This is a genomic window from Lentibacillus sp. L22, from assembly GCF_040812445.1.
Taxonomy (GTDB): Bacteria; Bacillota; Bacilli; order Bacillales; family Amphibacillaceae; genus Lentibacillus_C; species Lentibacillus_C daqui.
This window is the reverse complement of sequence record NZ_JBFNXI010000005.1, coordinates 105,925-130,872: the sequence shown is the minus strand read 5'-3', so window position 1 is coordinate 130,872 and position 24,948 is coordinate 105,925. Positions and strand designations below refer to the sequence as shown.

Here is a 24,948-nt window from a genome sequence, read left to right as displayed (position 1 = left end):
TCATACCGGAGGCACTTCTTTATTTGTATACATTATTACGCCGGGCTCATAGTTAATCTTTGAAAAAAAACCCTGAATAAGCGTCTTTACTGATTACATCAAGTGTATGAGGTGGAAGACAATACCGACCACGAACAACCCAAGAATCATCATAATTGGAGAGACTTTCTTCCTAAGTAGCCACATACAAAGAAGTGTTAGCAACAATCCAGCCAAACCAGGAATTAAGCTGTCCAAGTTGTCTTGTAATGTGGTTACATCATATTTGCTCAATGACCGACCGTCAGCTTGCTGTTCCAATGCACTTTTAATTCCTGCAGCTCCAGAAGGTAACTTATCCCAATCAATATATGCACCTTCGTCAAGTTTCACCTTGGATACCGTCGGCGTAAATGTTACATCTACCCAACGATTGACTAATGCACCAAGGATGAACATACCTAGTATTGCAGCACCTTTCGTAATATCCTGAAGTAATCCGCCAGATAAGTCATCCGTAATTTTGGAACCAGCCTTGTAGCCAAGTTCTTGTGTATACCACATGAATCCCATACGAATGAGATTCCATAAAACGAAGTAAAGAATGGGTCCAAGTATGTTGCCAGTCATAGCCAGAGAAGCCGCCAATGCACCAAGGATTGGTTTAACCGTAAACCAGAAAGTTGGATCCCCAATACCCGCCAATGGTCCCATCATACCGACTTTAACACCTTGAATTGCTTTGTTGTCAACCGGCGCGCCGTTTGCACGTTCTTCTTCGAGCGCTAAAGTTACACCCATAATAGGTGAAGCTACATATGGATGCGTATTAAAAAACTCCAAGTGACGTTGCAGTGCAGCAGCACGGTCTTCTTTTGTTTTATATAATCTTTTGATCGCGGGAATCATGGAAAATGCCCAACCACCGTTTTGCATACGTTCATAGTTCCAAGAACCTTGAAGGAACGTGGAACGCCACCAAATAGAAACACGATCTCTTCTTGATAATTTCAATTCCTGTGCCAACTTATATCCTCCTCCTTCTTTTAGTAGTTATCAATAATATCGCCTAATGGATCGCCAGTATTTCCGTTTCCACCATTACCTGAACCGCCTTGTTTCGTAAGTGCTAAATAGATAAGTGCAAGCGATAAACCGATACCGCCAAGACCTAATAAGGTAATGTCAGGAATAGTTGCCAATACGAAACCAATCGCAAAGAATGGCCATACTTCTTTTGTAGCCATCATGTTAATAACCATTGCATAACCAACAGCTACTACCATCCCACCACCGATTGCCAAACCGTCTGTCAACCAGTCTGGCATAGCTTGAAGTAACTCTTTAACCGGACCTGCGCCAATAGCCACAATCAATGCGGCGGGGATTGCAATACGTAACCCCTGCAGGCAGATACCAACAATATGCCAAAAATCTATTTTTCGAAGGTTTCCTTCCTTGGCTGCGGCATCCATCAAGTGTACTATTCCTGTTGCAATCGTACGGACGATGATTGTCAATAATAAACCTGCAACTGCAAGTGGAACTGCGATCGCGATTGCAGATGACACGCCGGCTTCACCTTGACCACCTAAAACTAAAATAATTGCAGATGCAACAGATGCTAATGCAGCGTCTGGTGCTACGGCAGCTCCGATATTTGCCCAACCTAAAGCGAGAAATTGCAGGGTACCACCTAAAACAAGGCATGCCGCTAAATCTCCCGTAACTAATCCGATTAATGTACAAGCAATAATTGGCTGATGGAAATGGAATTCATCCAATACTCCTTCCATACCAGCCAAAAATGCTACGATAACAATTAATATTATTTGAATAATATTTAAATCCATAATTATTAATCTCCCTTTTTCTGATAATTAGGATCGCTTCCGTTTGTCTAACTCCGCTTGAGCCCTTTTAATAATTTCATCCATGTCGCCTTGTGAATCGTTTGGAACTTTGCGTACATCGAAGCTCAGACCAGCTTCTTTTAACTTATTGAAAGCATCAATATCATCTTGGCTAAAGGCCAACACCTTATTCGGTTGAACTTTACCAGGTGAGTGTGCCATGGAACCAACGTTGATTGTCTCCAGTGGAACACCGCCTTCAACCGCCCTAAGCGCATCTTGCGGGTTTTCAAAAAGAAGTAACGCGCGCTGGCCACCAAAGTGTTGATCATCTTTAGCTAGTTCGATCATTTTATAGATAGGAACAACATGTGCTTTTACACCTGAAGGAGCAGCCTGTTGGATTAATTTCTTACGGAGTTCATCCTTCGCTACTTCATCAGATACAACGATGATACGTGTAGGCTGTGTACTTTTCGTCCAGGATGTTGCTACTTGTCCATGAAGTAAACGAGAGTCAATACGCGCTAACACGTATTCAAATTTACCAGGAGCACCTGCATTTGATGGTTGAGCAGTATCTGCAGCAGAATCTGCGGGCTCTAATTCTTCAGGTTTTACTTTAACCGCTTCTTTAGCTGTACCGAGAATATGTGCAGCGATTTCATGCGCTGTGTTCATTGAAAGACGCGATGCATAAGCTTCGATCAACATTGCTAAGTTCAAACCAGCAACGATTGCCCATTTATCTTTGGGTTCTTCTATCAAGCTGTTGGCTTGGTTAAAAGGAGTTCCACCCCAAAGATCGACTAAGAATAATACTTCATCTTGATTGTCGAAAGAGGCGATTGCTTCTTTCATTTTTGCCTTTACATCATCAGGTCCTTCGCTTGGCATTAATGTAATTGCCTTCACATTTTCTTGTTCTCCAAAGATCATTGATCCAGATTGCAAAATACCATTAGCAAATTCACCGTGACTGGCAATGATAATTCCTACCATCTTTTTACCTCCTCTTATGATTGTTAAGGCTTAAAATAAACATGGTAAGCTCCCAAAGTAGTATTTTTCAAACTCTTCTAAAGCGATTACATGGTTGGTTAAAAAACAATAAAAAAGGCATGAGTAAAAAATAGATTAGTAGAATTAAATAAAGGCAGGGTATAGAAGGACCCTTGTTCTTTGTTTAATCACTTCTTTTTACTCATGCCTGATCGAATCAGTAACACGTAATTATTTGATTTTTTGAAAGGACTTTAATACACAGCGTTATATAAATCAGCTTCCGAATCACTTTACGAGCTTCCGTAAATTATCTTAACACACCGGTTATTCTCTTTCAATAAAATAGGTTATTTGTCCCCTCTCTGTAACAGTTGGTTTGACAATTATGAAGATGACCCAACAAAAAAAGACAAGTTCCAACCTGTCTTGAATGTAAAATCCTTACCTTTTAAATATACTCTTGAAATTGCGTTTGATTACATCAAAGAAACTTAATGATTGGACCATATGATTTGGATCAACGTATTCGCGAATGGCTCGAAAGACCTTTTTTGGATCTTTAGAAGAAAATGAATATGTCCCATTCCGCTTCGTTTGGATAGCATAACGCGGGATCCATTTCCCTTTGAACAAAACTGAAGCAATCACGTAATCAACTTCTTCCCAAGGAATTTGAATAAATTTACGAGCATCACGATTATTGAAGAATTCAAATCCTTTGTCTCCAATCATAATTTTACCATAATCTGAAATTCTTATATGTGAGGTTGCATCAATAACTAAATCGACTTTTGTATTGATTGATTGGACCATTTGATCTACCTCATTTCTTTCTTTTACTCATAATTATTATACACCGCCTTACTATTTTAAACAAAAAATACCTTGGGACAGTTTTCGGCTTTTTTCAGATGGAGCCTGTTAGTAGTGGATGCGTTCCTTATTGATCATTTTCTACTTTATCCATTGTCATCGGTTTTTTAAATAGTTCAATCTATACTATTCACTTATGGTACGGTTCCCCTCTAATAATCCTAAACCCCCGATAAACCTGCTCCAACAATACCAACCTCATCACCTGATGTGGGAACGTCATCTTGGAAAATGACAATGCCAAATCACTCCGCTTCTGCACCGCATCACTGAGCCCAAGCGATCCCCCAATAACAAACGCTACCTTACTCCTTCCATACGTAGCAAGCTCGTCCATTTTAGCTGCAAACTGCTCCGAGTTCAGCATTTTCCCATTGATTTCAAGTGTAATGACAAACGTATCCGGCTTGATATGTCCGAGAATACGTTCACCTTCTTTCCGCTTTACTTCTTCCATTTCCGCATCACTCATATTTTCCGGAGCCTTTTCATCCGCTACTTCCACAATACTAACTTTGGCATAGGCACCCAACCGCTTCAAATATTCCTGGATCCCTTGCTTCAGGTATTTCTCTTTTAATTTACCAACTGCAACAATGGTAATATTCATATATCCGTTTCTTCCTTTTCCTGTTGAAATAAATGATGAAGCATACAGTCTTTATCCGTAAAAAATATTCCATCGTCTTATAAAGCAATCTTGTTTATAACTAGTTTGACATACAAAAGAACAATGTCAAGATTGTCTTTTTGTTATCAGCTCAGGGGTTAAAGGAATTGTGACTAATATAATAAATAAAACAGGGCAGAAGTTGGCATTTCCGTTTCGACCCTGTTTTTATATGCTGAACCACTAAAATGTAATCATGCTATCTAACTTATACTCCCTTTCATTATACTTTGCATTATTCTCATCTCTTAACAAGTGGATAATACGGCTCATAACGCGGATTTGTGTAGTATGGTGGTCTTTTTACGGTAATAGGCATGGACCAATTAGATTGAAGATAATTCATGTTTACTTTTTCATCCGATTGGTTAACTAGCAGCCATTTTACCTTAGGGTTAAATTCCATACGCAATCGTGACACCTCCCTGCAGCATTCTACGTAAAACGATGAGGGTTGGAGCAGGTCCATCATGGCACAATCCCGCATGCACATAAACGATCGCCCAGTCATACATTACATAGGATAAACATCAAAGGGAGGTTGTACAGTTGCATAATCAAGAAAGGCCTTCAAACAATAATGATCAAATTTACACAGAGGATGAATTACGTGAGATACGGGCATATCAAAGATGGTTTGCGGAAAATAAACAAACAAAACCATATCCCTTATATCCAAATTACGGCAAAATAACACGTTATGAAGAAGTACCGTTAGCTAATCCGGAACAACGTCAGCTAAGGCAACCCGGATACGAAGACCTTATGGTTCCTAAACCAATTATCGAAAACCCTAACTATAAAGGGAGCGGAAAACTGAAGAACAAGATAGCTTTAATAACCGGAGGAGACAGCGGAATGGGTGCAGCGGCAGCAATTGCGTTTGCAAAAGAAGGGGCAAATGTAGCTATCGCATATTTAGATGAACATAATGATGCCGAACGTACCAAAAATAGGATAGAGGAGCTTGGTCAAAGGTGTCTCCTGTTACCTGGAGATCTAAGGGAAAAACAACAATGTAAAACCATCGTGGATCAGACAGTTAACACATTTGGCGGGCTGGACATTCTCTGTAATCATGTTGGCATTCAATTTCAACAAAATAGTCTGCTTGATATTACAGATGAGCAATTTGATGAAACATTTAAAGTTAATATTTACGCCCATTTTTATATTACCAGAGCCGCTTTACCGCATTTAAAACCGGGAAGCTCCATCATTGGTACAACATCCGTCGTTACTTATGCCGGAGAACCACAGCTAATTGACTATTCGGCAACCAAAGGGGCTATTGTTGGATGGACACGGTCACTTGCCAAAAGTCTTGCTGATCAAGGGATTCGGGTAAATGCTATTGCACCTGGGAGAATATGGACACCGCTTATTCCCGCGAGCTTCTCATCTGATGAAAATGCCTTGCATGGGAATAACCTATTCAACCGTATGGGACAGCCGTTTGAACTCGCCCCGACTTTTGTCTATCTTGCCTCTGATGATTCCCAACTGGTAACGGGGCAAGTATTGCATGTGGATGGAGGGGAATCGACCAATTCTTAAAGCAATACAAAAAACTTGGAATAGAGATAGGGGAGATGTCTAACTACTTCTCTTTCTCTCTCACCCTATAATCGGGATTTTATCCCTTTTTAGTCCCCTTGTTAATTTACTAAAATATTGCATGCCAACCTAATCTGTGTTTGTATGAGGTATATCATGGGAAAATAAATACAAAACAACCCAAGAAGGGAAGGAACTACTTTGCAACAACTCTTATTCATTCAAACCGGGACAGGTATTGATGTACATGGGCAGGATGTAACAATCGCATCACAACGGGCGGTACAGGATGCGATTCATTACAATTCCATGCCGGGTATTGCCAAAATGTTGCCTGATGAAAAGCTCGACAATATGAAAGTAAATGTGAAGTTGGCAGTGCCGGCTGACCAGGATAAAGTGGATGTCGAAAAAATTAAAGCAAAGATTCCATATGGCACGGTTACTGTAGAAGTTGTTGTTGGCGGAATGGCTACAACCAGCGGGATTTTTCTGGAGGACAAGCAGGATAAGAATGATCAGATGTATATCGTCAATGCGGCTGTTGAAGTTGGGTACTAAGTTATCAATGTTATGAATGATGGTTAAGTACTACCGTATGTTTGATTCGCTTTTGAAGATTTATGACAACTTGTTAAAACAAGGTATAAATACAAAAAATTGCTTGATAGTTCCTACTGATTGCAATCGTTCTTGTAATGATATACCCATACAGCATGTTGTAAACGTGCTATATGGGTATGTTAAACTTCAAATGAAACGTTACCATTTTCTATCCAACCATTAGCATCATCCTCATTTAGTAATATTTTATTGCTACAACATGAGTCATACTTTTAATAGCATCAAATGGAAACCTCCCATTTTTCCAGTAAATAATCTGTATATGCTCGGAGATTATCGAATGCTGTTTCCGTAAGTAGCTCATCGCTATATTGATGGTCTAGTAATTTCCCAAGACTGGTCAAATGCTTGGCTACTTTATCTGCATCATCTTGTTTTTCAAATCGATCAATCGCGGTTAAATGCTCTTTTAATGTACGCGCGGCTTGATCACTATCAAAGTCCCCTTGATTTTCAAAATGTTCTACCTGTTTTTTCATATTTTCTGCGGAGCCAGGATTGGTACTATCGTACAGTGCCAACCCCTCTATTTGATGATTTGGAGCACCTTCATCAATCAGGAGTGGGATAACTGTCATCATTGGCTGCTCCATCGATAGATACACGCCACCATTGTCTTCGAAGTTTTCCGTCTCCAACGAAAATAGTCGAATATGCCGGTCGATATCCTTAGCCTGTTCATTATCAAGCAAATAACCGCTTGGTGCTGGGTCCAACGCAACCCAATCTGCTTCATCCCAGCCATGGGTCCCATCTAAATAGAAGGTTTCCTGGTTTGCCCCGGCCTTTTCCTTATGCTTCGGTGCTTCTGTTACCACATCTACTACATCCGTATAACGTTCCTGATAAAAATTCAGCACAGACTCTATCGTGGCCATATGCATATCCACACGGGAATTAGGTTCTGCTTTACCCGGGGTTTCGATCAGTAAGGAAAGCCCATGCCGCAGTCCACCCATATTACGCAAAATACGTTCCGATCCACTTCCAGATCCCGGCGGTGTTCCGTATTCCCCGGTTGTGAATCCGGCTTCCTCTACATCTGGAAATAAGTAATCCTCTACCATCTCTATATTGAGGTCACGTAATTTTTCATCAACATTCAGATTACGTGGCCATAACATTTCCACATCTGGATCACCGTAGTCTCGCGGACGTTCATGGGCATCAACAGTGATATCTGGTTTAAATGTATTCATCATCTCGGCAATCACCTGAATTTCGGGTGTTTCCAATTTTAAATGGTCCCGATTGTTATCAATTCCCGAAGCATTTCCACGGGTATTCGACTGTCTGCCATCCGGGTTTGGCGTTGGGACAAACAAAATAGTAGATTTACTTAACATATCAATGGTTTCTTGATCATCGCTGAATGCCAGGTTCCGCAATGTCTTCAATGTCATTTCACGTCCAGCGGGTTCATTCCCGTGTGGCGTACCCATAATCAATACATTTCGGCCATCCGCTATTTCTTCATCTGATGGAACCTCCGGATAGCCCACTTTTGCCATATAAATTGGCCGACCTTCCCCAGAATTTCCAATCTGTTCATATGTCACTCGATCCGATAACTCAGAAACCTTCTCCAAAAATTTAGCTTCTTCATCAAGCGTTGTCCAACCATCGCCATCCCTATCCTCAAATCCAGTAGTTGGCGGATCATCGGAATTTATTCCTTCATCCGCATGTCCTGTTATTGGATTGATAGTTATGAATAAAACAATAGCTAAAAATGAAATAACTTTTCCCCATATTCCTCTTCTCATTTGTATCCTCCTTGTATATTATGTTTAAACCTATTTAGCATTGATAGCTTATTATATAACGCCTCCTTCAGATGAATGATAAAGCTGCTACTTCCATCAACACTGCCTTTTCAAGTTGCTCAAATAAGTAGTAACCGGTTTTGTCTACTAATTTTAAACAAGTATAATAGATTTAAAATGAAGATACTGTCAGATCATGTCAGGTTTAGATAACTTTTTAAAAATGAATAACAAGTACTAGCATATTCAGTAGAAATTACAACTTACCGACTACTTCTATTAATCGGAATGAATGACAAGGGTAGTCCTAATGGTTTTATAATTTATTCAAGAGGATAGTGTCATTTTTGAGGTATCATCTCCATTTTTAAAATATCATTGTTTTTGGGCTTTTAAACATCCTCTACTATAATGAAAAAGAGAAAGCAATCTGCCTTCTCTTCTGCATGTCTTATTCCTTTGGTGATTTTGTGCTTTCACTTGTTTCTTTGGATTTATCATCACTATCGCTAATCAACTCATTAGCGGAGGATTTAAATTCATGTAACGTCTGACCCGCCGCTTTGCCAATTTCCGGGAGTTTCTTCGGTCCAAAAATAATAAGCGCTAATATAACGATAAGAATTAAACCGGGAATGCCAATATTGCTTAAACCCATAAAGGTCACCTCTTTTAGCTTTATTTTACCCAAGTAGTTCTCTTTTATCCCGGTTCTGCCATATAATAAATTAGGACAATTAGTAACTGAATTTTGTGATACAATATTACTACTAGTAATGAGATAAGGATGTGCTTGCCATGTTTTATCAAGAAGTCGATGAAGAGATCACGTTAAAATTACTGGTATTAACCGATGCGGAAGCGTTATTCAGCCTGACCGATCAATTCCGGGACAATTTACGGAAATGGCTTAGTTGGGTCGATAAAACAGAAACAGTTGACGATTCCCGTGCATTCATCGAATATACCTTACAACAATACAGTGAAAAAACTGGACTGACGGCTGCTGTTATGTATCGCGGACAACTTGCTGGTACGGTCAGCTTTAACAGCTTCGACTGGACTAATCGAATCGGGTATATCGGTTATTGGCTGGCAGACAGCTTTCAGGGAAAAGGGATTATGACTCGATCTTGTCGTGCGCTGGTTGAACACGGTTTTACCGAATTAGCGTTAAACCGAATCGATATTCGCGCTGCATATGAAAACCAAAAAAGCCGGGCAATCCCTGAACGGTTGGGATTTGTTGAAGAAGGATTGCTCAGACAAACGGAATGGCTGTATGACCATTATGTGGATCATGTTGTTTATGGCATGTTGGCAGACGAATGGCAAACAGAAGAGATGAAGCAACAACATGAAACAAGTGAAGAACATGTGCCAACCGATGAAAGTGAAGAAAGCGGGGAACCTCTGGAGTGAATTTTTATATTGCATCCAGCTTCGCCAACAAGGAATTGGTTCGATATGTTGCCTTAAAACTAACTGTAAAAGGGTACAAGCACACCTATGACTGGACCATCAATCAGCAAGCAATAGATATGAAAACATTAAAGGTAATTGGCGAGGCAGAAAAACGTGCTATTGCCGCATGCGATATATTTATTTTGCTGCTCCCCGCCGGCAAAGGGAGTCATACTGAGCTAGGCCTGGCACTTGCCTTGGAAAAGGATATATACATTTATTCACCAGAAAATGCTGAAGGTGATTTGGCAATTTCCTTTTATTATGTTGATGGAGTTAAACGGTTCCATGGCAAGATTGATGACTTTCTGGTGACGATTGGTTTGGCTTAGAGTAGCATATCTGAAAAATTTAATTTCAATCCGTGCATACGACGAATTGGGTATGGCGGGTTGGATATTTTTATGCCATACTTTAACCGAATGAACCGGAAAACAGCTATCATTCGATAGGAGAATGTCCATGACTACTTTGAAAATAGATCAGGAGACAACAGCGAACCATAAATTACCTAAATTTTCTATTAACATTGACAGTTCCCAGGCGACAGCGATCTATAGCGATATTGATTTGCAGGCAGAGCTGGTTAAAGTGCTGAGGGAAAACCACGATGTGAAATTATTTGATTATCAAGAAGGATTGTACGAACGACTCACTGTTCAGGGGAATATCAAATTCTTCCATCAATGGTTTAATTGCCAAACACCACTTGCGGAAATTTTAGTGATGTTCCAGCTGACAAACTGTGCAAAAACGGCATTACGGAAATGTAGTACATCAGAAATCCGCCGGGTTTTTTATGCCAAGCACTATATGGCAGGTGCAAATTTAAATGTTTTTCGGGAACCGATTCACGGTGTTGACGTCCTTACCATCAATACCTTCATCAAAATGCTCAAGCAAATGGCACAAGAAAGCAAGCAGGTGCTTTTATTGGTATCCAACATGGAGCATGCCCTGTTGCTTGGTGATATTGCCTACCGTCTGCAGGATCAGGGCTTACATGAATTGGAAACTGAAACACAAGAAGAACAAAAGGCAGCTGAAGAAACACCCATCAGTCTCACCGTAGAAAAGATGTTCAAAGTTCCGGCCAAAGTCGACGATAAAGTCATCTTGTTTGATCCAACTGAAATTGATTACATCGAAAGCCAGGATGGGAAATCTTCTATCGTGATTAATAATGAATCCTTTGCGCTGGACTCGACCTTGACAGAAATAGAACAGAAATTGGAACTATATGGGTTTTACCGATGCCATCGTTCATACATTGTCAACCTGCAAAAGGTCAGGGAAATTATCACATAGTCAAAGAATACATATTCGTTAAGGATCGATAACAAGGTTCAATCAACTATTCCTTTATCACGGACAAAAATACAAGCTATCCAGGAAATTTTCAACCTAAAATAGGTACCATTCAGCTGAAAATCCACACAACTCACCTTGATATGACTGCACTTACGGTTCAAACACCGTATGATGAAAACAGTTCAGCAAGGGAGGAGTTTAATATGGAATATATCATCCAAGTCAGGAATTTGAACAAGACATTCAGCAAAAAAACGGCACTTGTCGATGTCAGTTTTGATGTAAAACAAGGAGAAATTTTTGGTTTGCTTGGACCAAGTGGTGCTGGAAAAACGACCATGATCAAAATATTGACTGGAGAGCTTGGTAAAACGGCAGGGGAGATCCAAGTGCTTGGAAAGGGATCGGAAAAGTTTCAATCAGCAAATTTTAAATCACAAATTGGGATCTTATCGGATAATAGTGCCTTATATGAACGGCTAACTGTTTACGATAATCTAAAACTGTTCTGTAGGTTATACAATACACCCCTCAAGTAGATTGATGTCATGTTGGAACAGGTGAATATGCAAGATGAGAGGGAAAAACAAGTCTCCAAACTGTCTAAAGGGATGAAACAGCGCGTCTTGCTGGCAAAAGCGCTAATCCATCAGCCAAAACTGGTTTTTCTGGATGAGCCTACGTCAGCATTGGATCCAGGCAATTCTGCACATATCCACCGGGGGTTACAAACGTTGAATGAAGCAGGTACAACTATCTTCGTCAACACCCATGACATGGAAGAAGCAAATGCATTATGTGACAGGGTAGCTTTTTTACACCAGGGAAAACTGCAGGAAATTGATGCACCCGAAACACTAAGGTACAAATATTCAACCCATGCCTTCCACGTGGAAACATTTAGCGGGGAACGATTGGTAATTGACAATAGTGAAGCAAATGCCGACAAAATCGCCCAATTAATCAAGGATGGTCGCGTCAAAACGATGCATACGGATAACCCGACATTGGGACAGATTTTCCTGAAAGTCACCGGAAAGGAGCTGGTATAAATGAACACGCAGCGGATACAAGCCATATTTGAAAAGGATATCAAAGATTTTATGAAAAATTCCATGCTCTTTTTCATGCCAATACTCCCTATTGTTTTGGCATTATTCTATAGCCGAATGGGGGAAGGAAATGGGGAAGAAATACCATTGATGGTCACCTATTTAGTCGTGGGTACCACCTATTCAGCGGTAACGTCAGGCTGTATGATGATGTTGATGGCTGAAGAAAACGAAAAGAAAACGTTGCGCGGACTCATTCTATCACCGGCATCCTTTATGGATATCATTATTGGCAAAAGCCTTGTCACGACATTAATGACTGTCATTAGCCTATTGATTTCACTATCGATCATGGGCATGGAACCATTTTTACATGTAAAGGCAGTCATTGGTTTAGTATTATTGTTTTTCTTTTTCCTGTTTCTTGGAATCGGCGTTGGACTGTTCGTCAAATCCGTGGGTATTACAACCGTGTATTTAATGCCGATTATGTTTATTTTTGGTTTTACCCCCATGATTAATTTTTTTGGCTTACCCGAAGACGGATTAACCATGAAAATTACCGATTACTTCCCGATTCCGCAACTTATTGATATGGAGGAAACACATTCCTGGATGCCAATTGTAGTTGGAACGATTTGGATGCTGGCGGCAGCGTTGTTTGCTTTTGTCTGTTTTAAAAATGTAAGACGAGATGAGTGATGTTTTGTTTGGATGAATTACATCTTTGCACCAGTTTGGTTATTTCCCGGAAAATAACCGATGTTTCTGACCTGACGTTCCATTCTTACGGCAATTACAAAAGTCATAATAGTTATCATTTCCGGTATCCGTGTATGTTGGCCATCAGAAATCATTCTTATCATTATTTCCCGGGCTAGAAATGGCAGCATGCTTTACGAAAAACAATTAGCACCATTAGTGGTCAGCAGCCACTGTTAGGAACCACCTTCATTCTGGATGTATTGGCTTATGAAAAAATTTCGGGATCATGGTATACTCGTAGAAAATTTCGGGGGAGGTTAAGGGTACATGCATAATCGGATCCGTACAATGAAAACCGATGAGATTTCACAGGTGCAGCATGTTGCCAAAACAAGTTGGAACAGTACGTATGATGGAATCATTCCTGCTGATATACAGAATAATTTCCTGAAGACGGCATATAGTGATGAGCAAATGAAACATCGCCTAAAAAGTTCTTTATTTCTTATTGCAGAAGTGAATGGGGAGATCGTTGGCTTTGCGAATTTTTCTCCCGTTAATGATATTGGCCAGACAGAACTGGGGGCAATATATATTTTGCCAGAACATCAAGGTCTTAGCATTGGAACGGATTTACTGCATGAAGGATTGAAACTGCAACCTGACGCGAAAGAAGTTTTTATTAGTGTGGAAAAGGACAACGATATTGGCAAACATTTTTACGAGGCAAAAGGATTTAAAATTATCTCTGAGTTCGAGGAGGATTTTGACGGACACTTGTTGCAAACTATCCGTATGGTTTTAAAAGTTCGCTAAACTGATAAGCCTTTTATTTCATCATTTCCCGGGAAATATCGACAAATTTCCCGGGTTATTTTTATACATTCCATTCGTCGCATTCACATGGTTACTTCTCCGCCCGTTCAAATAACTGATCAAAATGGTGAATCATTTCAAAGTCTAAATCAGTAAGCCCCTTTGCCCGCCAAGAGGTGATCTTGAGGGTAACCGCTTTATAATCAATTGCAATAAAGGGATGATGATTCTTGCTTTCTGCGTACTCAGCAACTTGATCCACAAAACGAACCCCGGCCAAAAAGTTTTTAAAGTGATATTTCCTGGCAACCCACTTTTCATCCAACCGTTTCCACTTGGGCAATTGTTCCAGCTCTTTTGCAATTTGTTCTTCACTTAACCGTTCCATTTGTAATTCTCCTTTCCCACTTTTTCCAGGTTGATGTCATTCTTCAAAATGTTTATGCACAGATTATCCACAGGTTTTTGTGCATAAGTTTGTGGAAAAAACTGATTATATATGTTTATCCACAAACAACAATGCTAAAACTTGAAAAAATATCCGTCAGCATGTGTTGTGACCGACGGATTTCTCAACCGCTGCATTCCTTCCCGTATCTTATTCATGGTTTACGATTAATATTACTATTTGCTTGCTACATCTGCACGCGATGGAGATGGGCAAATATGCCTTGGCGTTGTAATAGTTGATCATGATTTCCTTCCTCTTCAATGCCATTTTTGGTAACGACCATAATACGATCCGCATTTTTAATTGTGGCTAAACGATGGGCAATCACAATGGTTGTTCGATCTTTTGCCAATTCGGTTAGTGCCTGCTGAATAATCATTTCCGTCTCCGTATCCAAGGCAGAAGTTGCTTCATCCAAAATCAGGATAGGCGGGTTTTTAAGAAACATCCGGGCAATCGCAATTCGCTGTTTTTGACCGCCTGACAGTTTCAATCCACGTTCACCAACTTGAGTTTCATAGCCATCCGGGAGGTCATTAATAAATTCCTCCATATGAGCCCGTTTAGCAGCTAGCTCAATTTCTTCCATCGTCGCATTGAGTTTTCCATAAGCAATATTTTCCCGTAGTGTTCCGGTAAATAGAAATACATCTTGCTGGACAATACCAATCTGGTTTCTTAAGGATTCTTTGGTCATATCACGGATATCCAGGCCATCAATCACGATTCTACCGCTGTCAACATCGTAAAAACGGGGGATAAGCGAGCTGATCGTTGTTTTTCCTGCACCGGATGGCCCGACAAAAGCAACTGTTTCCCCTGCATTAATGACAAAGCTTAGTGATTTTAATACCGGTGCTTGTGTTTTTTCATAGCCAAATGTTACCCGATCAAAGAAGATATCTCCCTTTAAATGGGAAACAGTTTGTGCACCTTTTTGATCGGTTACATCGGGGGAGACCTTCAACATATCTGTAAACCGTTTAAATCCAGCCATACCTTTTGGATATAACTCAAGTAAGGCACTTATTTTTTCAATTGGTTTGAACAATACATTCGTAAATAACACAAATGCAACTAATTCACCCATTTCCATCCGTCCGTTAAAAGTCAGCCATGCGCCAACAACCAGAACGACCAAAATGATAAAGCGCATCATCATATAAATATTGGAATTGACAAAAGCCATTACCTTATAAGCACCAATTTTTGCTTTGCGAAAGCTGTAATTATCCTTGGTAAACCGATCCATTTCAAAGCCTTCATTGGTAAACGACTGAACCACCCGTACCCCGGAAATAGCATCTTCAACGCGGGCATTGACGTTGGCAATATCATAATACATCTTACGCCAAGCCTTGCTCATTTTTATATTACTGTACGCGATCAGCCAGATTAATATCGGCACTATGATTAAAATGATAACGGCCAACTGAAAGTTAATGTTAAACATCAGCAGAAAGGCACCAACAAAAGTCATCATCGCAATGAAAAAATCCTCCGGGCCATGGTGGGCAAGTTCGCCAATATCAAATAAATCATTGGTAATCCGGCTCATAATGTGTCCTGTCTTGGTATTATCAAAAAAGCGGAATGATTGCTTTTGTACATGATTAAATAATTGCTGCCGCATGTCGGTTTCAATGTTCACACCAAGTTTGTGACCCCAATACGTGACAACATATTGTAAAAAAGTACTAAGTAAATAAACAAGCAAAAGGCTGATACTGACAAGTACGATCAGGTTCCAGTTCCCGCTGGGCAGGAGTTTATCAATAAATGATTGCACCGCCACCGGAAAAGCGAGTTCTAACAGCGCGACAATGACTGCGCAGGAAAAATCTATCAAAAATAGCCGACGATGTGGTTTATAATAGGAGAAAAATTGTCTAATCAATATGGCACATCCTTTATAAAAAATGAATGTCTACAAGGATTATAAGCGTTGCCATGTCAATTAGCAATAGGGACGCATTTTTAGAGACTTATACTAGTAAAAATTATTACTCGGGACCGGTTGCACATTTAATGATCAATTCAACTTAAAATATAACAATATTGGCCAAAATTGGGTTAGACATCAACCAGGTGTATCAGCTTATCGACCGCATAATAGGGGATATCAACCGTGGCCGCGGGTTATCGACCACTTCCTAGGACATATCAACCAAGGGTACATCCGTATCAACCGCTTGTGCCCAGCTATCGACCAAATTCACATCTGTATCAACCACATCGGCCAAATTATCGACCAGGGATACGAATATATCAATCACTTCTCCTCCCATATTGACAGCAACACCTGAACTTTCAGCCAAGTATCAGCTAGTTTTATCCAAAAACCAATAAACATAAAATGCTTGTCAAGGTTGTCTCATTTTTTGCATATACATAAAGTACGTTTAAATTGGAGGGATAATCATGAGGAGACTGCCATTATTCCATTGGGTTTGTTATATGATCGGTTATGTATTTATTACATCCGGGATCATGAAACTGGTTGACGATAATTTCCAGGTTTTCTTTAGTAATCTGGCGCTGCCATTTCCGAACTCATTTTTATTTCTTGTGGCGATTACTGAGATCGTGTGCGGCACGTTGATTGTCATCCGCCTTTATGTAAAGCAGGCAGCCACACCACTCATTATCATTATGCTTGGTGCCATCTTTCTTACTAAAATTCCGACTTTGACCACTAATCGCGGCTTGCTATCCTTCTTATTTGAGGCCCGGCTGGATATCGTCATGCTCGTGTTACTGGCTGTCATTTGGCTGCATGTCCCAAAAAAAGTATAAGAAAATCCAATCATGTATCACCATTTTATAATTATAAACACAAAAATAACAGGCAAACAGCAAGTTATCCACAATTTTGTCCACATGTGTACAAACGTTCTTATCGATCAAAAAAAGAACTGCTCCGGCAAAAACAGAGCAGTTCTTTTTTATCTTCCGCAATAGCGAATACATCATAATCCAGATCATTCGACACGGGGTACGTTCGATTTAGCCGTTACGCCACTACCTGGGCACGTGCACTTTTTGCTTTTCTTTATTTCTCAGTCAATTTAATCGATGTATTATGTTGCTTCCCATTCCGGTAATACGTCACATCCACAGTATCACCAATTTTCTTTTCCCGGTACAATATCTTTCGCAAATCAATCATGTTATCCACAGCTTTGCCATCAAGTTCGGTGATAACATCCAGGCGTTTTAGACCCGCTTCATCTGCAGGAGATAATGGCTCGATATTCCAGATATAGACGCCACCTTTAACCTCTTTTGGCAACTTCAAGGTGTTTTTCCACTCGGATTGCGGGACTTCTTCCAAGGAGTAAATTTCAACACCCAAGTATGGTCTGACCACTTTTCCGTTTTTCGCCAATTCATTGACAATTGGCCTGGCAGAATCAATCGGGATCGCAAAACCAATTCCCTCGACTGCTGTTTGATTGATTTTCATGGAATTAATGCCTATTAGTTGACCTTCAATATTAATGAGTGCACCGCCACTATTTCCCGGATTGATCGCAGCATCGGTCTGGAGCACTTCCGCCTGCCAATCAGGCCGGCCATCCTGATTAAAATCCTGTGGAATAGTCCGTTGCTTCCCGCTAATCACACCTTGGGTAACTGATCCGGAAAAACGCATACCAAGGGGATTTCCTATTGCAATGGCTGGCTCACCAACTTTAACATTGTCAGATGAACCCATTTCAATGACTCCATCCACTTTGTCATCCTTCATCCGTAAGACAGCCAAGTCAGAAAATAAATCACTTCCAAGCAGCTCGGCTTTTAAATGTGTTTCGTCCGATAGAACCACTTCCAAGTCATCGGCACCCTCTACAACATGGTGGTTGGTAATTGCATAGGCATATCCATCCTGCTTTTTATAAATAACACCGGATCCGGTAGCTGCCTCACTTTCTTCGCCTTGCTGATCCCAAAAGTTTCCCTCCCGCTGGATGTTGGAAACACCGACCACAGCTGGGCTAACCTTTTCCACAATATTGGTTAACTGGGTGGTTACATCAACATTTACATAATTATTTTCGGCTGTCCCATCACCCGGATTAGGCTTCTGGTTTTGATTATGATGTTGCTCCGCCTGTTGTGTCCATCTATCGGGTACAATTCCTGTTTTCATTAATGATGGCATGGCAACAATCACCACAACAATCCCGATGACAATACCTAATAGAACGGGTAACCAGCTCCGCCTTTTTTTATTTCGGTTTGGCGGCGGGGGTTGATTATCATAATAGTCCATACATTCAACTCCTTCATTCTACCCATATCATATGTAAAATGAATTACTATCATGCACATAAGCAACTCGTCATAATGATAGGTGGATTTAATTGAATGAGGAACATTGAATTGGGTTTTCGCTTAACCGACTTCGTATAAGGTTGTTGGCTGATAAGGATCTGTATCACATAACTCAATCGTGTGCCCCACATCAATTCCTCGTTCCCCAAGTACATTGCCAACAGACATGCGAGCCAGATCTTTCATGTTATTATCTTGACTTAAATGGGCCAAATAAATACGCTTGGTACGATTGGAAATTATATCACATAATGCCAATCCACTATCATCATTGGAAACATGACCGGAATCGCCCAGAATACGGCGTTTGACATTCCATGGATATCTTCCCATCCGCAGCATTTCCACATCATGGTTCGCCTCAAATATGTAGGCATCCGCACTCTCAACCGTCTTCTTGATTCGCTCGGATACATAGCCCAAATCTGTTACAAGGGCAACTTTCTTACCATCATGTCGAAACGTATAAAACATCGGTTCAGCAGCATCATGGGAAACACCAAATGATTCCACTTCTATATCACCGAATGTTTTAACTTCCTCCATTTCAAAATAAAACTTTTGGTCGAGGGAGAGCTTCCCAATCGATCCTTCCATAGCCTTCCATGTTTTTTCATTCGCATAGATTGGTAAGTTGTATTTGCGTGCAACGATCCCAAGCCCTTTAATATGGTCACTGTGTTCATGCGTGACCAGAATTCCGGATAATGTTTTCGGATCTACGTGAACTTGCCTAAATAAATGATCCATTTTCTTACCACTAAGTCCTGCGTCAACAAGCAGCTTTTGGCTATCCGATTCGATATAAAAGGCATTTCCTGTACTTCCTGATGCCAATACACTAAATCGTAAGGTCATTCCTCTTCACCCCGTTTATTTGTCTCTAATTTTTGATCCAGCTGCTTTATAATCCCCTTGAAATCCCTATCCCCTTTAACAGCAGTGAGGGAGCTTTTGATAGAGGTAATGGAATCTTTTAGAAAAGTGCTATCATCATCATTAGGAAAAGCAAACCCTTCGATCGCATGGATAAAATAATTACGTTTTCCATTTACTGTGATCTTCCATGTCGGTGCAAATGTTTGCTCATCACTGGCAATAGGTTGGGTTGTGTAATAGCCCACTTTTGCACTGGTAATTTTCTCACCTGTATGCAGTTCATTGTGATTATACAATGTATCAATGGCCCGAATCGGCTTAATCAGCGGCTTCTTACTATTATCAAAATCCTTATTTTCCTTACCCAGCATGGTTTGTGTATAGCAAACAATCTCGTTCTTATCGTTTAAGAATACGAGCAACAGACCTTTGTCGTTATAATAGACAGGCACTTTATCTTTCTTTTGGAAATAAATGATCACATTCAAATCTTTATCCCAATCCCAATAAACATAACTGTCAGGAGAGAACACGTTATTCTTGATGACATCTTTTGCTTCATCACTATCTTTGATGGGGATAGGTTTATCAAATTTGGAAACGAGTAATTTATCTTTCACAACAGTTATTTTTTGGTTGTCTGTACTGGCAATCCCGCTCAAGTCAGACTCTGAAAAGCTTTTTTGCTTGAGAGAAATGTAGGATTCCTCCAGTTCTCCATCCGGCATTTTTGGTAATGTAATATCCTCCAGTTTTAATTGCTGTTCAATCGTCGACTCCTGTTGTTCCATAATATCCAAATCATTCTTTTCCTGTTTTTGAAAAAACTGAACGGCTAAATACACGTCCAACACGAGAAAGCAGAGGATAAACAGTGTTTTAATCTGACTCCATTGCATCCTCAAGCTCCCCCCTTATTGATGGATAATTTGTCGAACTCTAATTCCTGCCAGTTCCCATTATATTTCACATACCAAGCTGGCTTCATGGTCAAATAGGGCAAATCATCATCTTCCGCTGCCAAATGATAACCAATTCTGATATCATCAATTTCATCTGCTTTCATATCAGACTTGTCGATCATGTAAATAACATCCTCACCTGAAGGCAATTCTACGGTGTTTTCACCTGGCGGGGTATTGAAACTGACGATAGGGCGCTGGTATTTATATAAATCGTCATTCCGAAACTCCTGCTCAATGACAGCTAAATCACTGTTAAAGACTGGATAACCAGAATAGAACATACGATAGCGTATAAAGTTGGTTGCTGGCCGTAATTCCTCCAGATGAAATTCACTTGTCCAGCCTTTTTGTTCATTAATATTGTTTATACTGGTATCCAACAAATTCATTGGTTCCATTTGGTTGTAACTGGTATTTAACGTGTTAAAGAATTCGATACTCTTACCATCTCCTTTTACACGCATACCACGTACCTCGTCCGTATAGTAAACCCCTCCGGCATTTGTTGTGTCCCGACGAACGATTTCTGGATTACTAAACAATACATCCACAAGCTCACCCGGGTTAATACTCTGCATGGCAACCCTTCTTTGTTTCATCTCCGGTTTATTTTTAGGAATATAAATGGGTGTATCTGATTCTTTGAATAGGATATACTCACTTAACTCTTTTGGATTGGTTACATAATTCCATAATTCATTATATTTTTTGGAGTTATTGACAAGGGCAGTTGCGCGCTGATCACCATTCTCTGATAAAAATTGCACTTTTAATGACAAGTCCTCATTAAAAGTGATGTATATCCGCTGAAACGACCAGTCTGGCAAGTCAATTTTTTCATTAAACGAAAATAGACTATCCAGGATTTTCATCGGTAGTTTATAAGGAAATGTCAGCTCTACCTGATAATCATCAGTGGGCGGACCATCCGCTTTTCCTGTTTTAAAATTATACATCACCCAGGACTGCATATCCCGATATAATGACTCCCGTTGCTTTGGATCCGTGAATCCATAAACACGATTATAACGATGAAAGATGACGGAAGTAGGTACAATGACATCTTTCTTGTGTACGTCACCTTTACCGCCAATATCTGCCTCCGCATATTCCATATTCGCCATAAATTTGTAATTTGGCTGGTAACTCCAAAGTCCCAATGTCAACAACAAGCTAATTCCAATTAAAACTGCCAAAATAACTGATTTTACCGTTTCTAATTTCATTAGCCGGTCCTCCGCTTCTGATTCATCAACGGAAGGGTGAAATAAATAGTTGTCCCTTTGCCTTGTCTGCTTTTAGCCCAAATCCTGCCATGGTGTGCTTCCACCAATTCCCTGGCTATTGCCAATCCTAAACCAGTTCCGCCAAGTTTTCTTGTTCTTGCTTTATCTGCCCGGTAAAAACGGTCGAACACCCTGTCTACCTTATCATAAGAGATACCAATACCTTCATCCTGAATACTGACTAATAATTGATACCGTTGTTTCTCAACACTAACACAAATCATTCCGCCCTCAGGAGAATATTTAACGGCATTGGAAATGATATTATCCAATACCTGGGTCATCTTGTCCTTGTCCATCCAGACATAATATACACCATGAGGCAATTTACGGCTGAAACCGATCCCCTCATAAGCATTCATCTCAAACCGATCGATAATATGATTAATATAAGCTATAAAGTCTGTTTTTTCCCAATGCAGCCCATATTGCTTATTATCCATCCGGGACAGCTGCAGCAAATCATTGACCATTCGAATCATTCGTTCCGTTTCATTTTGTGCCACTTGTAAGAATTTCGGTGCAATCGATTTGTCCTGCCAGGCACCATCGGTCAGTGCCTCCATATAGCTCCGCATCGTTGTTAATGGGGTGCGCAACTCATGGGACACGTTTGATACAAATTCCCGGCGTTCCTGTTCCACTTTTTCTTGTTCCGTTACATCACTAATCACCGTAATAAAGCCAATAATATCATCTTCGTCATCAGAGATGGTGGAAAAGTTTGCCCGAATAAGAAAGATATCATCTGCTTCACTGAAGTCAATGACCATTGATCCGCTCTCCTGCATTTGGGATAAATCGACGTCTTTTTCTCCCAATTGCAGCACATCAAGCAGGAATTCACCTTTTACATCGTCGGGATTACGGCTAATCAATTTACCTGCTGCGTCATTAATTAAATTAATAGCTCCGGTTGCATCGGTTGCAATAACCCCATCAGACATATTGGACAGAACGCTGCTTAGCTTATGCCGCTCTTCCTCAACGGTTGCATACGAGTGTTTGAGTTGATCGTTCATATCGTTAAATGCCTCTGCCAGGTTACCAATCTCGTCTTGGGCGTAAACATTAACCTTTTGTGTAAAATCACCTTTAGCCATCGTTTGGGCCTGTCGACGCATTTCGGTAATTGGCTTGGTAATCGTCCTGGCAACGAGGATTCCCAATAACGCAGAAACAATAATTGCCAAAATAGATGCCTGCAAGAATATCCGGCTGATTTCCTGCAATTGATTGTAGACATTTTCCAATGATGCTTCCAAGTAGATGGCGCCGACGATATCTTCGCCGATTTTAAGCGGTTCTATCCGTACATAAACCCTATTTCCCGTCTCCGCACTTAACATTGTATTTTTATAGGAAACATCAGAAGAAAGAGCCTTTGTAATTAGATCACCCGTTGTTTTCTTCCCAATCTTATCCTGATCAGAATAACTATTGGCACCCAGTACCCGGCCGACATTGTTGACTACTTGTAAGCTAGTAATCTCTTCAGGGCCAATATTATTAACGATTTCCTGGACATCCTCCTGTAACGTGGGCTCCGTTTCATCCTCGGTACGTTCCTCTGTAAAGGCATCTTTCAAATTAAAAGATAAATACTCGACACGATTATCCACGGATTCCTTAAAGTTGGAGGTCAAGCGTTCCTCCAATTCCCTTGCAACATAGGAGCCAATCACTTGTACGGCGACGACAAGGAGTAAAATATAAATAATGATAAATTTTAATTGTATCGATCGGAAAAAACCGACTTTGTTCATAAAAACCTACTCCTCGCCAGGATTACGCAAATAATAACCAACTCCACGGCGTGTCACAATCCACATGGGGTTACTTGGATTCTCCTCAATTTTTTCACGAAGTCTTCTGACCGTTACATCAACCGTCCGTACATCACCAAAATAATCATACCCCCAGACTGTTTCCAGCAGGTGTTCCCTGGTCATGACTTGTCCGATATGACGTGCCAAATAATGCAATAATTCAAATTCACGATGGGTCAGTTCCACCTGTTCTCCATTTCGGGTAACAGCGTATGCATCCGGGTGAATCACAAGGTTCCCCATCACAATATCTTTGGTTGCTTTTACCTTATCATCCGGGATATTCTGTTGTCTTCTCAGATTTGCCTTCACCCGGGCAACTAGTTCCCGATTACTAAACGGTTTGGTAACGTAATCATCTGCACCAAGTTCAAGGCCCAGAACTTTATCGATTTCCGCATCTTTTGCCGTCAACATAATAATCGGCATTGATTGGGTTTTACGGATTTCCCGGCATACTTCATTGCCATCTTTGTTAGGCAACATAAGATCCAGCAATATTAAATCAGGTTCCTCACTTTGCGCAAGTTCAATCGCCTCGTCTCCGTCATATGCGCAAACAACCTGATAACCCTCTTTTTCCAAATTAAATTTCAATATATCTGCAATGGGCTGTTCATCATCAACAACTAATATTTTCTGACTCAATCCAGTCACATCCTTTTAGTCACATGCTTTTGTCTATTTTACCTTACTTTTGGCCAAATGTCTTTTGTTCTATTTTTAATTTTAGGGGGAGGACAGCTAATATGATGTGGTTATCCCCCTTAATTGATACTTAGCCTCATGCGTGTTTGGTAGTTGTTAGCGAGGAATCGCCAATCTTCCAGAAATAACTTCCATAAATTTGGCCGGCGTCTGACTGCTAATGGGTGGTAAGCGGTACAGGTTTGATATCCTCGTACATCGTGCATTTGACCGCGTAGTGATTTTACATCAACATGAACATCTTGAAAAAACGATTGGACAGCGACATTCCCCAAACACAACACAAATGCCGGCTGTTTTGCTTGCAGTTGTTGCTCCAGATGGTTCATACAAATAGCTCTGGTCGCTTCTTTGTCATATTTTTTAGTTGGCTTTCGCTTTAATATAAAGGTTACATATAAATCATGCATGTTTAATCCTGCATCATTGGCGGCTGTTTGCAATGTTTGCCTTGTGCCACAGACAAACGGGTTTCCTTCACGGTTTTCCCGCGCCCCTGGATTGTCCAATAAAACCATAATCGGAGCATCGGGGTTTCCTTCACCCCAAATCATTCTTGAACCATGCTGATAAAGACCACATTCCTTACATGATTTTTCATTTTTCGGTGTTGGTTCCTCCGGCCACAGAACCGGGCAAAAGTCTGCCATTGTTTTTTTCCTCCTGGATTTATAAGCTAATAAGACTTAGTTTATCCAGTATTTCAAGGTTCACAACAGAACGAAAAAAATAAGCCTTCCCATGTTTGAAGGCTGTGGAGCTTGCATAGAAACCAGCTTGAGTTAGTTTTTAATGGAGGATCTTTTCTCAATTGAAG

The 24,948-nt window shown here is 40.4% G+C and carries 26 protein-coding genes and 1 pseudogene; 9 read left to right on the top strand and 18 right to left on the bottom strand.

Features of this window, described 5'->3' with window-relative positions:
* Positions 1–93: 93 nt before the first annotated feature.
* The 6 genes from ABRT01_RS04375 to ABRT01_RS04350 all read right to left on the bottom strand — a co-directional run bounded on the left by ABRT01_RS04375 (position 94) and on the right by ABRT01_RS04350 (position 4,792).
* Complete coding sequence (locus tag ABRT01_RS04375; RefSeq protein ID WP_269410729.1) at positions 94–1,005, bottom strand: PTS system mannose/fructose/sorbose family transporter subunit IID; 912 nt, start codon at positions 1,003–1,005, stop codon at positions 94–96.
* A gap of 20 nt (positions 1,006–1,025) precedes the next feature.
* Positions 1,026–1,832 (bottom strand): PTS mannose/fructose/sorbose transporter subunit IIC, encoded by an 807-nt coding sequence (locus tag ABRT01_RS04370; RefSeq protein ID WP_269410730.1) that lies wholly within the window; start codon positions 1,830–1,832, stop codon positions 1,026–1,028.
* 27 nt (positions 1,833–1,859) lie between these two features.
* The gene (locus tag ABRT01_RS04365; RefSeq protein WP_269410731.1) at positions 1,860–2,834 is read right to left on the bottom strand and encodes a mannose/fructose/sorbose PTS transporter subunit IIA; all 975 of its coding nucleotides are present in this window, start codon (positions 2,832–2,834) and stop codon (positions 1,860–1,862) included.
* A 444-nt stretch (positions 2,835–3,278) separates the two neighbouring features.
* Entirely contained in the window at positions 3,279–3,650 is a 372-nt protein-coding gene (locus ABRT01_RS04360) for a DUF956 family protein (protein ID WP_269410732.1), read from the bottom strand.
* 190 nt (positions 3,651–3,840) lie between these two features.
* On the bottom strand, positions 3,841–4,320 hold the full coding sequence (gene rlmH / locus ABRT01_RS04355) for a 23S rRNA (pseudouridine(1915)-N(3))-methyltransferase RlmH (RefSeq protein ID WP_269410733.1): 480 nt from the start codon (positions 4,318–4,320) through the stop codon (positions 3,841–3,843).
* A 301-nt stretch (positions 4,321–4,621) separates the two neighbouring features.
* Positions 4,622–4,792 (bottom strand): hypothetical protein, encoded by a 171-nt coding sequence (locus ABRT01_RS04350; RefSeq protein ID WP_367746393.1) that lies wholly within the window; start codon positions 4,790–4,792, stop codon positions 4,622–4,624.
* A 203-nt stretch (positions 4,793–4,995) separates the two neighbouring features.
* On the opposite strand from ABRT01_RS04350, the gene ABRT01_RS04345 reads away from it, so the two are divergent.
* Both ABRT01_RS04345 and ABRT01_RS04340 read left to right on the top strand, forming a co-directional pair.
* Positions 4,996–5,937 (top strand): SDR family oxidoreductase, encoded by a 942-nt coding sequence (locus ABRT01_RS04345; RefSeq protein WP_439649467.1) that lies wholly within the window; start codon positions 4,996–4,998, stop codon positions 5,935–5,937.
* A 201-nt stretch (positions 5,938–6,138) separates the two neighbouring features.
* Entirely contained in the window at positions 6,139–6,498 is a 360-nt protein-coding gene (locus ABRT01_RS04340) for a Lin0512 family protein (protein ID WP_269410736.1), read from the top strand.
* Positions 6,499–6,782: 284 nt separating this feature from the next.
* Here the strand turns inward: ABRT01_RS04340 and ABRT01_RS04335 are convergent, their stop codons facing one another.
* Both ABRT01_RS04335 and tatA read right to left on the bottom strand, forming a co-directional pair.
* On the bottom strand, positions 6,783–8,327 hold the full coding sequence (locus ABRT01_RS04335) for a M14 family metallopeptidase (RefSeq protein ID WP_367746389.1): 1,545 nt from the start codon (positions 8,325–8,327) through the stop codon (positions 6,783–6,785).
* Positions 8,328–8,778: 451 nt separating this feature from the next.
* Positions 8,779–8,985 carry a twin-arginine translocase TatA/TatE family subunit gene (gene tatA, locus ABRT01_RS04330; protein ID WP_269410738.1) on the bottom strand — a complete coding sequence of 69 codons (207 nt, stop codon included), beginning with the start codon at positions 8,983–8,985 and terminating at the stop codon, positions 8,779–8,781.
* A gap of 140 nt (positions 8,986–9,125) precedes the next feature.
* Between tatA and ABRT01_RS04325 the strand changes: the two genes are divergently transcribed.
* From ABRT01_RS04325 to ABRT01_RS04300, 6 genes and pseudogenes are all read left to right on the top strand, one after another.
* Complete coding sequence (locus ABRT01_RS04325; protein WP_269410739.1) at positions 9,126–9,749, top strand: GNAT family N-acetyltransferase; 624 nt, start codon at positions 9,126–9,128, stop codon at positions 9,747–9,749.
* A complete protein-coding gene (locus ABRT01_RS04320; protein ID WP_269410740.1) occupies positions 9,746–10,123 on the top strand; it encodes a nucleoside 2-deoxyribosyltransferase in 378 nt (125 codons plus the stop codon). The genes ABRT01_RS04325 and ABRT01_RS04320 overlap by 4 nt, the downstream gene beginning before the upstream one ends.
* Positions 10,124–10,253: 130 nt before the next feature.
* A complete protein-coding gene (locus ABRT01_RS04315) occupies positions 10,254–11,099 on the top strand; it encodes a LytTR family transcriptional regulator DNA-binding domain-containing protein (RefSeq protein WP_367746388.1) in 846 nt (281 codons plus the stop codon).
* Between the two features lie 143 nt (positions 11,100–11,242).
* Positions 11,243–12,154 (top strand): annotated as a pseudogene (locus tag ABRT01_RS04310) (ABC transporter ATP-binding protein).
* Positions 12,155–12,856, top strand: a complete 702-nt coding sequence (locus tag ABRT01_RS04305) for an ABC transporter permease (protein WP_269410742.1) — start codon at positions 12,155–12,157, stop codon at positions 12,854–12,856. It abuts the pseudogene before it with no gap.
* Between the two features lie 330 nt (positions 12,857–13,186).
* The gene (locus tag ABRT01_RS04300; RefSeq protein WP_367746387.1) at positions 13,187–13,675 is read left to right on the top strand and encodes a GNAT family N-acetyltransferase; all 489 of its coding nucleotides are present in this window, start codon (positions 13,187–13,189) and stop codon (positions 13,673–13,675) included.
* 91 nt (positions 13,676–13,766) lie between these two features.
* Here ABRT01_RS04300 and ABRT01_RS04295 read toward each other — a convergent pair whose 3' ends face one another.
* From ABRT01_RS04295 to ABRT01_RS04285, 3 genes are all read right to left on the bottom strand, one after another.
* Positions 13,767–14,063, bottom strand: coding sequence for a 4a-hydroxytetrahydrobiopterin dehydratase (locus tag ABRT01_RS04295; protein WP_269410745.1), 297 nt, complete (start codon positions 14,061–14,063; stop codon positions 13,767–13,769).
* 247 nt (positions 14,064–14,310) lie between these two features.
* A complete protein-coding gene (locus ABRT01_RS04290) occupies positions 14,311–16,023 on the bottom strand; it encodes an ABC transporter ATP-binding protein (protein ID WP_367746385.1) in 1,713 nt (570 codons plus the stop codon).
* A 256-nt stretch (positions 16,024–16,279) separates the two neighbouring features.
* Positions 16,280–16,444 (bottom strand): hypothetical protein, encoded by a 165-nt coding sequence (locus ABRT01_RS04285; protein WP_367746384.1) that lies wholly within the window; start codon positions 16,442–16,444, stop codon positions 16,280–16,282.
* 103 nt (positions 16,445–16,547) lie between these two features.
* On the opposite strand from ABRT01_RS04285, the gene ABRT01_RS04280 reads away from it, so the two are divergent.
* Positions 16,548–16,922, top strand: coding sequence for a DoxX family protein (locus ABRT01_RS04280; RefSeq protein ID WP_269410748.1), 375 nt, complete (start codon positions 16,548–16,550; stop codon positions 16,920–16,922).
* A 256-nt stretch (positions 16,923–17,178) separates the two neighbouring features.
* On the opposite strand, the gene ABRT01_RS04275 is transcribed toward ABRT01_RS04280, so the two are convergent.
* The 7 genes from ABRT01_RS04275 to ABRT01_RS04245 all read right to left on the bottom strand — a co-directional run bounded on the left by ABRT01_RS04275 (position 17,179) and on the right by ABRT01_RS04245 (position 24,781).
* Positions 17,179–18,402, bottom strand: coding sequence for a S1C family serine protease (locus ABRT01_RS04275; protein ID WP_269410749.1), 1,224 nt, complete (start codon positions 18,400–18,402; stop codon positions 17,179–17,181).
* Positions 18,403–18,524: 122 nt separating this feature from the next.
* The gene (locus ABRT01_RS04270) at positions 18,525–19,322 is read right to left on the bottom strand and encodes an MBL fold metallo-hydrolase (protein ID WP_367746383.1); all 798 of its coding nucleotides are present in this window, start codon (positions 19,320–19,322) and stop codon (positions 18,525–18,527) included.
* Positions 19,319–20,242 (bottom strand): two-component system regulatory protein YycI, encoded by a 924-nt coding sequence (locus ABRT01_RS04265; protein ID WP_367746382.1) that lies wholly within the window; start codon positions 20,240–20,242, stop codon positions 19,319–19,321. Before ABRT01_RS04265 ends, ABRT01_RS04270 begins: the two co-directional genes overlap by 4 nt.
* A 2-nt stretch (positions 20,243–20,244) precedes the next feature.
* Complete coding sequence (locus tag ABRT01_RS04260; protein ID WP_367746381.1) at positions 20,245–21,534, bottom strand: YycH family regulatory protein; 1,290 nt, start codon at positions 21,532–21,534, stop codon at positions 20,245–20,247.
* Complete coding sequence (gene walK, locus ABRT01_RS04255; protein ID WP_269410753.1) at positions 21,534–23,360, bottom strand: cell wall metabolism sensor histidine kinase WalK; 1,827 nt, start codon at positions 23,358–23,360, stop codon at positions 21,534–21,536. The genes ABRT01_RS04260 and walK overlap by 1 nt, the downstream gene beginning before the upstream one ends.
* 6 nt (positions 23,361–23,366) lie before the next feature.
* Positions 23,367–24,071, bottom strand: coding sequence for a response regulator YycF (yycF, locus tag ABRT01_RS04250; protein ID WP_269410754.1), 705 nt, complete (start codon positions 24,069–24,071; stop codon positions 23,367–23,369).
* Positions 24,072–24,190: 119 nt separating this feature from the next.
* Positions 24,191–24,781: a uracil-DNA glycosylase gene (locus tag ABRT01_RS04245; RefSeq protein ID WP_269410755.1), complete on the bottom strand. Its 591-nt coding sequence runs from the start codon at positions 24,779–24,781 to the stop codon at positions 24,191–24,193.
* Between the last annotated feature and the right edge of the window lie 167 nt (positions 24,782–24,948).

Bases quoted from the DNA above. Each gene is read 5' to 3' on its own strand.
- ABRT01_RS04280 (WP_269410748.1), top strand. From the start codon at position 16,548: ATGAGGAGACTGCCATTATTCCATTGGGTTTGTTATATGATCGGTTAT.
- ABRT01_RS04270 (WP_367746383.1), bottom strand. From the start codon at position 19,322: ATGACCTTACGATTTAGTGTATTGGCATCAGGAAGTACAGGAAATGCC.
- ABRT01_RS04260 (WP_367746381.1), bottom strand. From the start codon at position 21,534: ATGAAATTAGAAACGGTAAAATCAGTTATTTTGGCAGTTTTAATTGGA.
- tatA (WP_269410738.1), bottom strand. From the start codon at position 8,985: ATGGGTTTAAGCAATATTGGCATTCCCGGTTTAATTCTTATCGTTATA.
- ABRT01_RS04295 (WP_269410745.1), bottom strand. From the start codon at position 14,063: ATGGAACGGTTAAGTGAAGAACAAATTGCAAAAGAGCTGGAACAATTG.
- walK (WP_269410753.1), bottom strand. From the start codon at position 23,360: ATGAACAAAGTCGGTTTTTTCCGATCGATACAATTAAAATTTATCATT.
- ABRT01_RS04360 (WP_269410732.1), bottom strand. From the start codon at position 3,650: ATGGTCCAATCAATCAATACAAAAGTCGATTTAGTTATTGATGCAACC.
- ABRT01_RS04335 (WP_367746389.1), bottom strand. From the start codon at position 8,327: ATGAGAAGAGGAATATGGGGAAAAGTTATTTCATTTTTAGCTATTGTT.
- ABRT01_RS04275 (WP_269410749.1), bottom strand. From the start codon at position 18,402: ATGGACTATTATGATAATCAACCCCCGCCGCCAAACCGAAATAAAAAA.
- ABRT01_RS04265 (WP_367746382.1), bottom strand. From the start codon at position 20,242: ATGCAATGGAGTCAGATTAAAACACTGTTTATCCTCTGCTTTCTCGTG.
- ABRT01_RS04325 (WP_269410739.1), top strand. From the start codon at position 9,126: ATGTTTTATCAAGAAGTCGATGAAGAGATCACGTTAAAATTACTGGTA.
- ABRT01_RS04245 (WP_269410755.1), bottom strand. From the start codon at position 24,781: ATGGCAGACTTTTGCCCGGTTCTGTGGCCGGAGGAACCAACACCGAAA.
- rlmH (WP_269410733.1), bottom strand. From the start codon at position 4,320: ATGAATATTACCATTGTTGCAGTTGGTAAATTAAAAGAGAAATACCTG.
- ABRT01_RS04315 (WP_367746388.1), top strand. From the start codon at position 10,254: ATGACTACTTTGAAAATAGATCAGGAGACAACAGCGAACCATAAATTA.
- ABRT01_RS04370 (WP_269410730.1), bottom strand. From the start codon at position 1,832: ATGGATTTAAATATTATTCAAATAATATTAATTGTTATCGTAGCATTT.
- ABRT01_RS04300 (WP_367746387.1), top strand. From the start codon at position 13,187: ATGCATAATCGGATCCGTACAATGAAAACCGATGAGATTTCACAGGTG.
- ABRT01_RS04365 (WP_269410731.1), bottom strand. From the start codon at position 2,834: ATGGTAGGAATTATCATTGCCAGTCACGGTGAATTTGCTAATGGTATT.
- ABRT01_RS04305 (WP_269410742.1), top strand. From the start codon at position 12,155: ATGAACACGCAGCGGATACAAGCCATATTTGAAAAGGATATCAAAGAT.